Genomic DNA, 12,966 nt, shown 5'->3' with positions numbered 1-12,966 from the left:
CTATCGGGACCACGCATCCGACCCGCGTGGCTTCCCGGCCCACCCCCAGCCCTTTCGAGCCCATGCTTCGTCGCTTCGTCGCCTCGGCCGCTCTCCTCTGCGCGGCCGCCAGCGTGGCTGTTGCCGCGCCGCGCCTCATCGCCGACCTCACCGGCAAGTGGAACGTCTCCATCGCGACGCCGGATCAGGCGCGCACCTCGCTCATCACCTGGACGCAGAAGGGTGACTCGCTGGCCGGCACCATCGAGTCGGAGCTCGGCTCGTCGCAGCTGCGCGGCGTGCAGAAGGGCGACTCGGTGTTCTTCGGGTTCTCGCTCGATATGGGTGGCCAGGCCATCGTGATCAACGGCGCCGGCGCGATGAAGGACAAGGACACCATGAACGGCATGCTCGAAGTTGGCGGCATGGGCGCCTTCCCCTTCAGCGCGGTCCGGCAGCAGTAATCGTTACTTCGGCAGTTTGCGCCAGCGTTCGACCAGCTCGATGAACGCGGCGCGATAGCCGCCCTCGTCTTCCCCCAGCGCCGCGCGGGCCTGCTCCAGGACCTGCGCGGCGCTGCTCGTTCCCTTGTACTCCGAGTCGCGCAGCAGCATCCAAAGCGGCGCGTGGCAGCGAATCAGGTAAGCGATTGGAGGTCCGGCGATACGCTTCGATCCTAATGGGAAGGTACCCATGCAAGCGTCGCGGATGCCCATGTCCGCTATCGACGTGCGCGGCGTCGATCAGAGTGCTGAGATCAGTCGCGCTGCCACATGGTGGCAATCACGATCTCTGACAATCGGAGAGCAATAGCGCTTCTCGGTTTCCCTATTGACAGCTCGCTCGCTTAACACCGAATTGCCGTCGCCGAGCCTTGGCAAATGACAACCCCAATCGGAGTCCTTCGTGCATTACGACCCGAGATTTCTCATCGCGACGAGCGCGATCTTTCCGTTCATACTTGCCTCCTGCAGTAGAACCGATGGCCCTCAGTTAACGCCATTGGAGCCTTCTCGCCTGATGCAAACCTCCTCTCCTCGGCGTCTTCCCGGACGATACCTGGTGGTAATCAAGGAGGGTCTCGAAGATGAGTCGGCGCTACGCGCGCGCGACCAGGCTGTATCTCGTGTGCACGGGAGGATCTTCCAAAAATTCTCGAAGTTCTTTAAGGGCTTCGCTGCGGACATGACTTCGGATGAAATCGACTTACTTTCCGCCGACCCACGAGTGAGTCGAGTGATTGCGGACGAAAAGCTGGACCTGTACGATGTCGATCTAAACGCTGGGTGGGGACTCGGGCGGATCGATCAGCGAAATGGACCGTCTGACAATCAGTTCACGTACTCACTCGTCGGCCAGAGTAACGTCAATATCTATATCATAGATACCGGCATTAAGGGCACTCACCCAGACTTCACAGGCCGCCTGTACACTGGTTGGACTTTCGACCCCGGATCGCCAGCTCTAGACGATTGTGTTGGACACGGAACAAGTACCGCGTCTGCCGCCGCGGGTTCGGAGTACGGCGTCGCGAAGGGCGCAAAGATCTGGTCTGTCAGGGTGACCGGATGTGACCGTCAGCCAAGTCGCTCAGACGTCATAGCTGGTCTGGAGTGGGTCGCCAGCTACCACATCAAGCCCGCGGTTGCGAACATCAGCTTTGGAATGTCTGCCTTTCTGGATGGAGTCTTACCTGGGTCCGTGCATGACGCTGCACAAAAGCTTCGGAATGCCGGCGTCTTTGTGACCGTGGCGGCGGGAAATGAGGCGACAGATGCCTGCAACTCCTCACCTGCGAACGTAGTCGAGCTCATGACGGTGGGAGCAACCGACGCTAACGACGCTCGCACATATTTCTCGAATTTCGGGGAGTGTGTGGATATCTATGCTCCGGGAGACGGTGCTCCGCAGGCATCCTATCAAGGCGGATACAACTACCCTTCGGGTACCTCCATCTCCGCACCGATGGTGGCAGGGGTTGCCGCACTCGTGTTTGCCAAATATCCCAACGATACGAACGACGAGGTGCACTTCGCGATTCGTGACGGTGCGACCACCGGCCTTGTTGGGAACATCGGCGATCTGTTTCTGTATTCGAAGCTTCCGGCGCCGGTGCAGGTGGCAATCAATGGTCCTCATTCGGTCCCGAGTGGTGCCATATGTACTTGGTCATCTTCAATTAAGGCCGGTCGCCGACCATTCACCATTTCGTGGAGCGGTGTGCTGGACGGATCCACGGTCTCAATCACGGGATCGCCAGCGGCCTCCGGGAACCTTTTTCTCAGTGTTACCGATGCGTTGGGAAACACCGCCGTCGCGGACTGGGGCGTGTACGTTGATCCGACGAGTTCTGCCTTCATATGCCCATGAACTCGCTGGTGGAGCGCAGCTTCGGTGTGGTGCATTTACGCTTGGCGCATGACCTACGCCGTCAATCGCACACAGCGTCTGCGGCGTTGCTTGGTCGGTTTCCGAGACTTATCTCCCTTGGTTTGCTGCTGATCTCTGCAGAGCTACAAGCTCAGGATACGACACGGTCAGCGAGTCGCACCGGCGTACTGATAAGCCTCGGAAAGGGTAGGTTTCCGGCCAATCCAGGTCCCTCTCGCGGGCCTTCGTCGGCGATTCGTAACCTCGTCGGCGTGGGACTCGAGATCCGCGCGGCGACTCGGTACGTCGGAGAGCTTGATGCCCGATATGGCTTCAGTTCGAAACTCTGCAGTGAGTGGTGTCCCTCCAACTCCCTGTTCGTGACCGCGTCATTTTCGAGAATGTGGGGCCTGCGTCACTCCCGGGCTGGGTTTTACCTCGGTCCGAGTCTCACGTTCATGCAGTTCGACAGGAGTGACGTAGGCATAGGTGTACACTCCGCCATCGGTGTCAATCGAGGAAGTGGCCCTTTCCTCGCCGTAGACTACATATCCCCAATCGCAAGCCGTCCAGCGATAGCTGGATCGGTGGGAGTGCGGGTCTCGCGCTAAGGGACTATGCCGTCCCTTCTGTTTACCTCGAAATTTGCCGCCAGCGTTCGACCAGCTCGATGAACGCGGCGCGATAGCCGCCCTCGTCTTCCCCCAGCGCCGCGCGGGCCTGCTCCAGGACCTGCGCGGCGCTGCTCGTTCCCTTGTACTCCGAGTCGCGCAGCAGCATCCCGAACTGCGCGACGGCCGCCGCGAAGCGCGTGTCGGTGGTGCCACGGCCGCTGTTCGTGCGCACGGCCTGCTGCAGCAGCTGACTGGCACTGTTGCCGGGCTTCTTGTAGCGCAGCTTCACGAAGAGCAACTCGTCGCGCGCCCCCGCGGTCGCGGGAGCGGGCGCCTGGTAGCGCGGTGCATCGACGCCGCGGAGCGTGACCGTGCCGTCGACGCCCACCGGTACCACCTCGTACAGCGCCGTGACCTGATGCCCGGCCCCCATGTCGCCGGCGTCTTTCTGGTCGTCGTTGAAGTCTTCGTCGCGCAGCAGGCGATCCTCGTAGCCGATCAGACGATAGCCCTGCACGGCGGCGGGGTTGAACTCGATCTGCAGCTTCACATCGTTCGCGACGGTGAGCAGCGTGGCGCCCATCTCGCGCATCAGCATCTTGCGCGCCTCGTTCAGCTCGTCGATGTAGGCGTAGTTGCCATTCCCCTTCTTCGCGAGCTTTTCCATCATCGCGTCCTGGTAGTTGCCGGTCCCGAAGCCCAGCACGGTGAGGTACACGCCCTCGCTGCGCTTGAGTTCAATGAGCCGCTCCAGGTCGCCACCGGTCGCGCCCACGTTGAAGTCGCCATCGGTGGCAATGATCACGCGATTGTTGCCGTGCTCGAGGAAGTTGGCGCGCGCCGTGGCATAGGCGAGCATGATGCCGGCCCCACCGGCCGTGGAGCCCCCCGCCTCGAGGCGATCGATGGCCTCGGTGATCTGCACCTTCTCATCGCCACTCGTGCTGGGCAGCACTAGCCCGGCCGCGCCGGCGTAGGCCACGATCGCCACGCGATCCTGCGGCCGCAGCTGATCGACGAGCAACCGAAGCGACTGCTTCACGAGCGGGAGCTTATCGGGCGACATCATCGAGCCGGAGACATCGATGAGGAACACCAGGTTGTTCGGCGGCAGCTTATCGGTGGCAATCCGCTTGGACTGCAGCGCAATGCGCACCAGCTGATGCCTGGGCTGCCACGGCGCCGGCATGACATCGGTGGTGATGCGCACCGGATCGGCCCCTGTGGGTTCGGGGAGATCGTACGGGAAGTAGTTGATGAGCTCCTCGATGCGCACCGCATCCTTGGGCGGCCGCCCACCGCTCGTGATGAAGCGGCGCACGTTGCCGTAGCTGGCGCGGTCCACATCCACGGAGAAGGTGGACATCGGGTTCGAACGCACCGCGAGGAACGGATTGTCTTCGATGCGGTCGTACTGCTCGCGGTCGCGCGGCGGCGTGAAGCGGCCGAGGGAGTCCATGCCGGTCGTCTTGCGGGCCTGCGGCGCGAGTTCACGACCACGGGCAATGCCGCCGGCGATGCCCACATTGGCCGGAGCCGCCGCGGGTGCGGGGGCCCCGTTCCCGGGGCGCTGTGCGATGCGTTCGCTGGTGAGCGTGCTGATCTGCGCGGGTGCATCAAGCGCGCGTTCAGGGCGGGACCGCGAGGCCGTCACCACCGTTTGCGCGAGCGATGCGGGGCGTGCGCGGAGGGTGAAGTCCACGCGCGAGGAGTCACCCGTCACTGCGACGGTCGTCGAGGATGGTTCGTAGCCGATCGCCCGTGCAAACACGGGTAGGCGGACCTCGCGCGACACGGCGAGCGCGATGCGAAAGCGTCCGAGCGAATCGACGGTCGACCCGTACATGGTCCCGGAGACTTGCACGGACCCGGAGCGTACGGGCTGCAGGGTTGCTCCGTCCCGAACGGTTCCGTACATCACGAACCAACGCGCCGTTGCCGACGCCTCCGGGCTCTCGACCTTGGAGGCGAGCGTCGTGGGGGCCACGCCAGATGCCACGGCAGATGCCACGGTGGGAGCTGGCGCTGATTCGGGCGCGGATGGTACGGGGGCAGCCGCGTCAGCAACGCGCGAGGAGGAGTGCTCGGCCACGGGCGCCCTGCGGGCGCTCGCGGATGGGGACGGCGCTTGGGCCGACGTCGCGACCGTGGCAACAGTGGTGTCGCGAGCCCCACCCGCCACCTCCGCGACCGAAGCTGCCGGCGCCGGAGCGGGCGCCTCACTCGCCGTAGTCGCTCCACGACGCGTGCCAGACCGCTGCCACACCGTCACCGAGCCCACCATCAGGACCGCCGCGGCCGCAATCCCGATCCACGGCCGGCGCGCCACGCGTGGCGTCGGCACGGCCGTCGCCAGGCGGGCCGCGGTCACCGCGGCATCTACCTTCGGCACCACCCCAGCCGGCACGCCATCGAGCGTACCAAGGATCCGCGCGCTCGCGGCGAACAGGCCGCGCGCCTCGGCGACCTGCGTCTGGCACGTCGCGCAGCTCGCCACGTGCGCGTCAACGCGCGCTGCGTCGTCGCTCCCGAACGCGCCATCGAGCCACGCGTGGATCGTTCCCTCATCGACATGGCCGGCGCCATCGAACGTCGGCCGCAACACGTGGTCCGACACACCGAACGCCGCCGGATCCGGCAGCTCAAAGTTGTCACGCGACATCGGTCCCCTCCCGCGCCGCGCGATCACGCTGCAGCGCCTCATAAGCGTCCACGAGCCGGCGACGGGCACGCGACAGCGTCGTGCCCACGCTCCCCACGGCGAGTCCGAGGGCGGCGGCGATTTCGTGATAGTCGAGCCCTTCTTCACGGAGCAGCAGCGCCATCCGGTCCTTCTCGGCGAGTGCGTCCACCGCCGAGCGGGCCAGCGCCTGCTCCTGCAATCGTTCGAGCGACGTCGGCTCCGGCTCCAGTGCTTCCTCGGCCTCGAGGCGGAGCATCGTCAGTCGCTTCCGTTCGCGCGCATCGCGGCGCGCCTCGTCGCGCACGAGGTTCGTCGCGACGGCAAAGATCCACGCGCGCTCGTTCGTGGCCGGCGCATGCCGCAGCGCCCGCACGAAGGTCTCCTGTGCCAATTCCTCGGCGAGGTCACGATCTCCCAATCGTCGTGTGAGATACCGCACGACGGGGGCGTGATACTCCCGAAACAGCCGGTCCACGTGATCCATTGCGCAATCCCGTTTGGCGTCTCGCCCGTTCACATCCGCTGCCCGTTCCACCGCCCGAAAGTGGCGGTCACTGGGGGAGACGCCGGCCACGTCCGAACTTGCACACCGGAGCGCCAGATCGGATCCTTCCCGGATGGCCAAACTCGTTTCTGCCGTGTCACTGCTGGCGCTGGGGGCTGCGGCCACCTGGGCCGGCACCCAGGGGGTCGGCGCCGTGCCCCCCCTCAACGCGCTCCTGTCCCCGTCGGTGGGGCTCTGGGCCAACGCCCAGAATGACCTCCCGGCCAGCGCCACCGCCGCCATCCCCGGCATGACCGGAGAAGTGGACGTGCGCTATGACAGCCGCAGCGTCCCGCACATCTTCGCCACCACCGAGCTCGATGCCGTCCGCGCGCTGGGCTACGTGGTGGCGCGCGACCGCCTCTTCCAGCTGGAGGTCCAGAGCCGCGCCGGCGAGGGCACCCTGACGGAACTCGTGGGCGACGTGGCGTTGAGCGCCGATCAGGAGACGCGCCATCTGGGGATGCCGCGTTCGGCGGAGCTCCGCTTCAAGGGGATGGACCCGAACGGCCCCATGATGCAGATCCTGCAGGCCTACGCCGACGGGATCAACGCCTATCGCCGCGCACTCCCGGCCTCGCAGTGGCCGGTGGAGTACAAGCTGCTGCAGGTGGCGCCACGCGAGTGGAAGCCGATCTACACGCTGCACCTGCTCAATCGCATGGGGTACACGCTCGCGCACGCGCCGGTGGAGCTGGACCTGCTGCAGGCTCGTGCCACGATCGGTGATGCGGCGGCGCGCGCGATCTTCGACAGCGACTCCCCCGTGCAGGAGCCCATTCAGCCGGCGCCGCGTAATGCGCCGCGCGAAGCGCTCACCCCGCTGCCGGCGCCCAGCGCCCCCGATAGCACGGCGGTGCGATTCCTTGCGCAACTGATGCGTGGCAGCGACGTGGGCCCACTGCGCTGGACGCGCGACCGTGAGGGCTCCCCCGAGGAGCGCGCGCTGCTGCAGCAGGAGCGCGCGTTTGCCTCGAACAACTGGGCCGTCGCGCCGCAGCGCAGCAGGAGTGGCAAGGCGTTGCTCGCGGGGGATCCGCATCTCGAGCTCACGCTGCCAAGTATCTGGTATGAAGTGCATATGGTCGTGCCGGGCAAGATGGACATCGGCGGCGTCACCATTCCGGGCGCGCCCGGCGTCACGATCGGCTACAACCGTTCGCTCGCCTGGAGCTTCACCAACACTGGCGCCGACGTCATGGACTTCTGGCGCGAAACGGTGGACGACAAGGCCAACCCCACCACCTATGAGCTGGATGGGCAGCGCACGCCATTCGTGGACACTCGCGTGGAGCAGTATCGCGACAAGCGCGGCGCGCTGATTGTCACCGATACGGTGTACTACACGCACCGGGGGCCGATGCGCCGCCAAGGGAGCGAGTGGCTCTCCATGCGCTGGACGGTGCTCGAAGCCGGGCAGGAGATCATGGGCTTCTACAGCGCCGCACATGCGAACACCGCCGAGGCGTTCCTTGATTCAATGGCGACGTACTTCACCGCGCCGGCGCAGAACATGATCGTGGCCGACACGGCCGGCACGATTGCCATTCGCTCCACCGGCAAGTATCCCATTCGCGCCGACAGCGGCCGCGGCACGGCGATTCTCGAAGGGAATACCCGCAAGAACGACTGGCTCGGCTTCCGCCCGGTCGCGCGCTATCCGCAAAGCATTCGGCCCGCGCAGGGGTATCTCGCGAGTGCCAATCAGGAGCCGATCGATCCGGAGATCGACCCGCTCTATCTCGGCGTCGATGGGCACTACGAGATCTGGCGCGCGCTGCAGATCAACCGCCTGTTGCGCGGGGACAGCAGCATGACACCGGACAAGATGCGGCAGTTCCAGACCAACCCCACCAGCGTACGCGCCGATCGCCTGGTGCCGGCGTTCGTGCATGCGGGCACCGTGCGTGTGCAGCAGGGCGACACCGACAAGTCGCTCAAGGCCGCCGTCGATATGCTCGGCACGTGGGACCGCGCCTATACCAAGTCGAATACCGGCGCGCGTCTCTTCGAAACGGCCATGGGGCGGCTCACGCAGCAGCTCTACGACGAGCTCATGCCCAAGGGCAAGGACACGCGGGTGGCCACGCCGAGCGAATCGCGTCTGCTGCAGCTCATCGCGGACTCGAGCAACGCGTGGTGGGACGATCGTCGGACCGCGAGTGTGATCGAAGATCGCGATCGCCTCATGGCGAGCGCTCTCGCGTGGGCGTACGACACGCTGGTGACGCAGTTCGGCGATCCGACCAAGGACCCGTGGACGTGGGAGCGCACGACGCCCGCGCACCCGGCGCACCTGCTGCGCCTGGCCGGCTTTGCCGCGCCCGACGCCGGTATCAATGGCGGACGGGGGACACTGAACCCCAGTGTCGCCTCGAAGCGCGCGAACTTCGGTGCCAGCTGGCGCATGGTGGTAGAGCTCGACAAGCAGCCCGTCATTCGCGCCACGTATCCGGGCGGGCAGAGCGGCAACCCCGCGAGCCCGCGCTATCTCGATCGCTATCCGCTCTGGACGGAGGGCACGCTCGACAGCGTACGAACGCCGCATACACCCGCCGAACTCGCGAGCGGTGACGTGAAAGCCACACTCACCCTGCGCGCCGCCGGCGCCCGCTAACGGAGATCACGATGAAGTCATCGCATTTCGTGCTCGCGCTGGTGGTGCAGGTCCTCGCCCTCAGCTTCGGTGGCATCTGGGGCGCGGCAGGCGCCGGGATCATCATTGGCGCGCTCGTCGGACTCGGCGGCGGGCGCGGCGCCTTTCGTATCGGCTTTCTCTCCGCGCTCGTGGCGACCGCGCTGTTGCTGGCCGTCGCCGCGGTGCGCGGCGCGCCCGTGGCCCACTTCGCCGAGATGATCGGCGCGAACTTCAAGCTCCCCGGCGCGGCGTTGCTGGCCGTGACGGTGCTGCTGCCGGCGCTGCAGAGCGGGGGGCTGGCGGGGGGAATTGGGCGGCTGGCGGAGCGTAAACCGCAGTAAACCCACAACCCAAAACCAAAAACACGAAACCCAGAACCGATCAATTCTGGGTTTCGTGTTTTTGGTCGTGGGTTATGAGTTGGTCGTGGGTGGTGGGTTCGTCGTGGGTTGTGGGTTACTTCAGCGTTCCATCCAACTCCAGCCACACCCGCCGTACCGCGATCGGCCCCTGCTGGTCCGCCAGCATCCAGCTGCTCAGCGCGCCCCACTGGGCCTGCTTCACCGCGTCGTCCACGCTCACGCCGAGCGTCTTCTGCCGCTTCACTTCGGCAATCACGCTCACGAGCGCATCGCGGAAGGTCACGAGCTCCTCGCGAGAGACCTTGGGTTCTTCGATGAAGCCGTGTCCCGGTACGAAGCGGTCCACGTTCTTGAGCGCGAGCGCCGCGTCCACCGTCCTCACCCACTCGCTTGGGTACGCTGAGCGCATCGCCGGGAAGACGCGATTGAGGTAGACCTCGCTCATGAAGAGGATCTTCTCGCGCGGCAGCTGCACCATGAGATCGCCGCCCGTGTGCGCGCGGCCCAGATTGAGGACCTTCACGGTGGTGCCGCCCACGTCGATCGTCTCTTCGGTGCCGGTCATGGCGGCGGGAGGCACGACTACGACGCGCCCCTGAGTGGCGGCGGCCGAGTCCTTCTTGAGCTGCGCGAGCGACGCCGGGCTCACGACGTACTTGATGTCCTTCGGCAGGACGCTGTTGCCGGCGGTGTGGTCGCCGTGATCGGAGCCCACCACGTACCACTTGATCGGCAGCGGTGTGAGCTCCTTGATCTTGTTCACCATCGTTTGCGTCGCCGCCGGTGACCCCTGCCCATCGGCGATGAGCACGCCGTTGGTGCCGATGACCACGAGGCTGACCGTGGTCATGCCAGGATTCCGGATTTCCTCATAGCCGTAGACGCGATCCGCCAGCTTCACGAAGCGTGGGAATGCCGTGAGCGGGATGCCGCGCGCGTCGGGGAAGGCGGTACGGACCACGGGCGCCTGCGCGGGCAGGGCGGTGGCCGCGAGAAGGGCGGCGGCGCCAAGAGCCGCGAGGCCGCGCCAGCGGGAAGGGAAGGTGGCAGGCATGTCGCGAAGTTGCGGCCTGCGGGGCTCGGGCGCAAACTCGGAGATGCCAACCACTGCCTTGGGCGAGTTCTTCGGAACGTTCGTCCTCATCCTGCTCGGCAACGGCGTCGTTGCCAACGTGGTGCTTCCCGAGACGAAGGGCCAGAATGGGGGGTGGATCGTCATCACCACCGGATGGGCCCTGGCCGTGCTGGCCGGCGTGGCCGTCGCGCTGGCGCTGGGTGCGCCGGGTGAACTCAACCCCGCCGGCAGTATCGCCAATGTGGTCACGGGCGCCCGCACGCTGTCTAATGCGCTCTGGCACATCGGTGCCCAGCTCGCCGGCGCCATCGCCGGTGCCACGCTGGTGTGGCTCGCGTATCTCAATCACTGGCGGCGGGCCACGAATGCTGCCGATATCCTGGCCTGCTTTTCGACGGGCCCGGCCATTCGGCATCCGCTGAATAATCTGATCACCGAAGCGATCGGCACCTTCGCGCTGGTGTTCATTGCCTCGGCACTTGGCATGCGCGGCGTGAGCGGCACAACGCCAGCGAGCAATCTGACGCCCATCTTCGTCAGTGCGGTGGTGTGGGGCGTCGGCCTCGGACTCGGCGGCCCCACCGGCTACGCGATCAACCCCGCACGTGATCTCGGACCGCGCATCGCCCACGCGCTCCTCCCGATCGCCGGGAAGGGGAGCAGCGACTGGAGCTACGCGTGGATCCCCATCGTGGGGCCGATCATCGGCGCGGTGAGTGCCGTGCTCCTGCTGCGAGCCATCGCGCCGGCTTGAGTGGTGAGTGTCTCGCACAGAGGCACGGAGGGTCACAGAGACGCACAGAGAAAAACGATCAACGAAAAAGAAATACCCTGTGTCCCTCTGTGTTCACTGTGTCTCTGTGCGAGATGTTCACTCTCTCCGCCCGCGATAACGCCAAAGCCACTCCGCCGCCCACGAGCCAAACGAGCCTTCGCGAAGCCGTGCTCTCGTTTCCCGCATGAGCTCCATGAGGAACGTGAGGTTGTGCAGCGCCAGGAGTCGCGGGCCGAGGGGCTCCTCGGTCACATGCAGATGCCGTAGGTACGCCCGGTCATACTGGGTACACGCCGGGCACGGACACGTCGCGACCAGCGGCCGGCGATCCAGCCGATAACTGCTCTTCGTGATCTGCACTTTGCCCGTGGGTGTGAACACGGTCCCATGGCGACCCATGCGCGTTGGCGCGACGCAGTCGAAGAGGTCCATGCCGCGCCCGACGGCTTCGAGCAGATCATCGGGGAAACCCACGCCCATGAGGTAGCGGGGCTTGTCCCACGGCAGCAGCGGCGCGCAGGTGTCGAAGGTGTGGTACATCGCCTCCTTCGCTTCGCCTACGCTCAAGCCGCCCACCGCGATGCCGACCCAATCGCCGGCACTCAGGATGCTTTCGATGCTGCGGGCGCGCAGATCGTCGTGGGTGCCGCCCTGCACGATGGGAAAGAGCGCCTGCGGCGGCGCGTCCACCGTGGTGTGCAGCGCCGGCGCGCCCTCGGGCACCGTGAGCGCGGGCAACGGCGCGCGCCCCTCGCGTTCTATGCGTTCGAACTCCACGCGACACCGCTCGAGCCAGCGCAGGCTGCGCTCCATCGCCGCGCCACTCGCGCGATAGGGGGAGCCACCTTCGATAAGCTCGTCGAGCTGCATGATCACATCGGCGCCGATGTTGCGCTCGATCTGCATCACCCGCTCCGGCGTGTACTGGTGCAGCGAGCCATCGAGCTTGCTCTTGAACTCGACCCCGTGCTCAGAGACCGACCGGTAGCGTGACAGCGAGAACACCTGGTATCCGCCCGAGTCGGTGAGCATTGGCCCATCCCACCGCGCGAAGGCATGCACGCCGCCAAGGGCGCGCACCATCTCGTCGCCCGGCCGGAGATACAGGTGATACGCATTGGCGAGAATCATCCGCGCGCCAGCCGCACGGAGCTCCGGCATAGCGAGCCCGCGCACGCTCGCATGCGTCCCCACCGGCATGAACGCCGGCGTCTCGATCACCCCATGCGGCGTCGTGAACCACCCCAGCCGCGCCGCCCCGTTGGCGTTCGACGTGCGAAACGAAAACGCGCTCACACCCCATCCCGCCGTACGTCTTCCCGCAGCAAGTCTTCCCGCCGTTCGTCTTCCCGCTCTAAAGCACGTCGCTCCGTCTCCCCATCCAGCACTTCCCGCACCTGCCTCAGCGCCGGCTCCGAACTCGTGTACGTCGCCCCATACCCCAGGTTGAACCGGAAGTCGAACCCTGCCGGCATCGCCCCCTGATTGTGCTGCAGGATCGTCTCGAGCTTGTCGAGCCCCTTGGCCAACCGTGCCTCGGGACTCGAGGCCGATTCGTACTCATCCCACAGTGCCACCAGTTCGTCGCGCAGCGACACCGGCAACTCCTTCGTGAGCTCCAGCAGGTCCGCACGCTCCTGCGCCGCCTTGCTTGGTACCCCCGCCTGCAGCACCGCCGAGATGTCGCCGCCGATCGCTTCGCCCAGATCGTGCACCACGCAGATGCGCAGCAGCTTCCCCAGGTCGATCCCCGGCACGCACGGCGCCAGCACCATCGCCATGAGGCAGAGGCGCCACGTATGACTCGCCACCGTTTCCGGTGCGCCGTCCGACGTCCACGACGTCCGCGTCGTCATCTTGAGCGCCTCGGCGCGGCGCAGAAATGTCAGGATGCCATGCAGCTCTGCTGGATCGATCGGATGCATC

General features: G+C 65.9%; 11 protein-coding genes. 5 read left to right on the top strand and 6 right to left on the bottom strand.

Going from position 1 to position 12,966, the window contains the following annotated elements; genetic code table 11:
- Window positions 1-62 precede the first annotated feature (62 nt).
- Entirely contained in the window at window positions 63-443 is a 381-nt protein-coding gene (locus K2R93_11490; GenBank protein MBY0490454.1) for a hypothetical protein, read from the top strand.
- A gap of 3 nt (window positions 444-446) precedes the next feature.
- Here the strand turns inward: K2R93_11490 and K2R93_11485 are convergent, their stop codons facing one another.
- On the bottom strand, window positions 447-695 hold the full coding sequence (locus K2R93_11485; protein ID MBY0490453.1) for a DUF3520 domain-containing protein: 249 nt from the start codon (window positions 693-695) through the stop codon (window positions 447-449).
- Window positions 696-999: 304 nt separating this feature from the next.
- Between K2R93_11485 and K2R93_11480 the strand changes: the two genes are divergently transcribed.
- Window positions 1,000-2,349: a S8 family peptidase gene (locus tag K2R93_11480; GenBank protein ID MBY0490452.1), complete on the top strand. Its 1,350-nt coding sequence runs from the start codon at window positions 1,000-1,002 to the stop codon at window positions 2,347-2,349.
- Between the two features lie 633 nt (window positions 2,350-2,982).
- Here K2R93_11480 and K2R93_11475 read toward each other — a convergent pair.
- Window positions 2,983-5,625 carry a von Willebrand factor type A domain-containing protein gene (locus tag K2R93_11475; GenBank protein MBY0490451.1) on the bottom strand — a complete coding sequence of 881 codons (2,643 nt, stop codon included), beginning with the start codon at window positions 5,623-5,625 and terminating at the stop codon, window positions 2,983-2,985.
- The gene (locus tag K2R93_11470; GenBank protein ID MBY0490450.1) at window positions 5,615-6,130 is read right to left on the bottom strand and encodes a sigma-70 family RNA polymerase sigma factor; all 516 of its coding nucleotides are present in this window, start codon (window positions 6,128-6,130) and stop codon (window positions 5,615-5,617) included. The genes K2R93_11475 and K2R93_11470 overlap by 11 nt, the downstream gene beginning before the upstream one ends.
- A 133-nt stretch (window positions 6,131-6,263) precedes the next feature.
- Between K2R93_11470 and K2R93_11465 the strand changes: the two genes are divergently transcribed.
- The gene (locus K2R93_11465; protein ID MBY0490449.1) at window positions 6,264-8,807 is read left to right on the top strand and encodes a penicillin acylase family protein; all 2,544 of its coding nucleotides are present in this window, start codon (window positions 6,264-6,266) and stop codon (window positions 8,805-8,807) included.
- Between the two features lie 11 nt (window positions 8,808-8,818).
- Window positions 8,819-9,169: a hypothetical protein gene (locus K2R93_11460; GenBank protein MBY0490448.1), complete on the top strand. Its 351-nt coding sequence runs from the start codon at window positions 8,819-8,821 to the stop codon at window positions 9,167-9,169.
- A 115-nt stretch (window positions 9,170-9,284) separates the two neighbouring features.
- Here the strand turns inward: K2R93_11460 and K2R93_11455 are convergent, their stop codons facing one another.
- Window positions 9,285-10,244, bottom strand: coding sequence for a hypothetical protein (locus K2R93_11455; protein MBY0490447.1), 960 nt, complete (start codon window positions 10,242-10,244; stop codon window positions 9,285-9,287).
- Between K2R93_11455 and K2R93_11450 the strand changes: the two genes are divergently transcribed.
- Window positions 10,243-11,019, top strand: a complete 777-nt coding sequence (locus K2R93_11450) for an aquaporin family protein (protein MBY0490446.1) — start codon at window positions 10,243-10,245, stop codon at window positions 11,017-11,019. The two genes, K2R93_11455 and K2R93_11450, sit on opposite strands and share 2 nt — an antisense overlap.
- 117 nt (window positions 11,020-11,136) lie before the next feature.
- On the opposite strand, the gene K2R93_11445 is transcribed toward K2R93_11450, so the two are convergent.
- Complete coding sequence (locus K2R93_11445) at window positions 11,137-12,336, bottom strand: tRNA-guanine transglycosylase (protein ID MBY0490445.1); 1,200 nt, start codon at window positions 12,334-12,336, stop codon at window positions 11,137-11,139.
- Window positions 12,333-12,965 carry an HD domain-containing protein gene (locus K2R93_11440; GenBank protein MBY0490444.1) on the bottom strand — a complete coding sequence of 211 codons (633 nt, stop codon included), beginning with the start codon at window positions 12,963-12,965 and terminating at the stop codon, window positions 12,333-12,335. Before K2R93_11440 ends, K2R93_11445 begins: the two co-directional genes overlap by 4 nt.
- Between the last annotated feature and the right edge of the window lies 1 nt (window position 12,966).

This window comes from Gemmatimonadaceae bacterium (assembly GCA_019752115.1).
GTDB lineage: Bacteria > Gemmatimonadota > Gemmatimonadetes > Gemmatimonadales > Gemmatimonadaceae > Gemmatimonas.
The sequence above is the reverse complement of the archived record's forward strand: the minus strand, read 5'-3'. Positions and strand labels throughout refer to the sequence as shown.

Coding starts and splice junctions, on each gene's coding strand:
- K2R93_11455 (MBY0490447.1), bottom strand. CDS start 10,244: ATGCCTGCCACCTTCCCTTCCCGCTGGCGCGGCCTCGCGGCTCTTGGC.
- K2R93_11460 (MBY0490448.1), top strand. CDS start 8,819: ATGAAGTCATCGCATTTCGTGCTCGCGCTGGTGGTGCAGGTCCTCGCC.
- K2R93_11470 (MBY0490450.1), bottom strand. CDS start 6,130: ATGGATCACGTGGACCGGCTGTTTCGGGAGTATCACGCCCCCGTCGTG.
- K2R93_11480 (MBY0490452.1), top strand. CDS start 1,000: ATGCAAACCTCCTCTCCTCGGCGTCTTCCCGGACGATACCTGGTGGTA.
- K2R93_11485 (MBY0490453.1), bottom strand. CDS start 695: ATGGGCATCCGCGACGCTTGCATGGGTACCTTCCCATTAGGATCGAAG.
- K2R93_11465 (MBY0490449.1), top strand. CDS start 6,264: ATGGCCAAACTCGTTTCTGCCGTGTCACTGCTGGCGCTGGGGGCTGCG.
- K2R93_11440 (MBY0490444.1), bottom strand. CDS start 12,965: ATGCATCCGATCGATCCAGCAGAGCTGCATGGCATCCTGACATTTCTG.
- K2R93_11450 (MBY0490446.1), top strand. CDS start 10,243: ATGTCGCGAAGTTGCGGCCTGCGGGGCTCGGGCGCAAACTCGGAGATG.
- K2R93_11490 (MBY0490454.1), top strand. CDS start 63: ATGCTTCGTCGCTTCGTCGCCTCGGCCGCTCTCCTCTGCGCGGCCGCC.
- K2R93_11475 (MBY0490451.1), bottom strand. CDS start 5,625: ATGTCGCGTGACAACTTTGAGCTGCCGGATCCGGCGGCGTTCGGTGTG.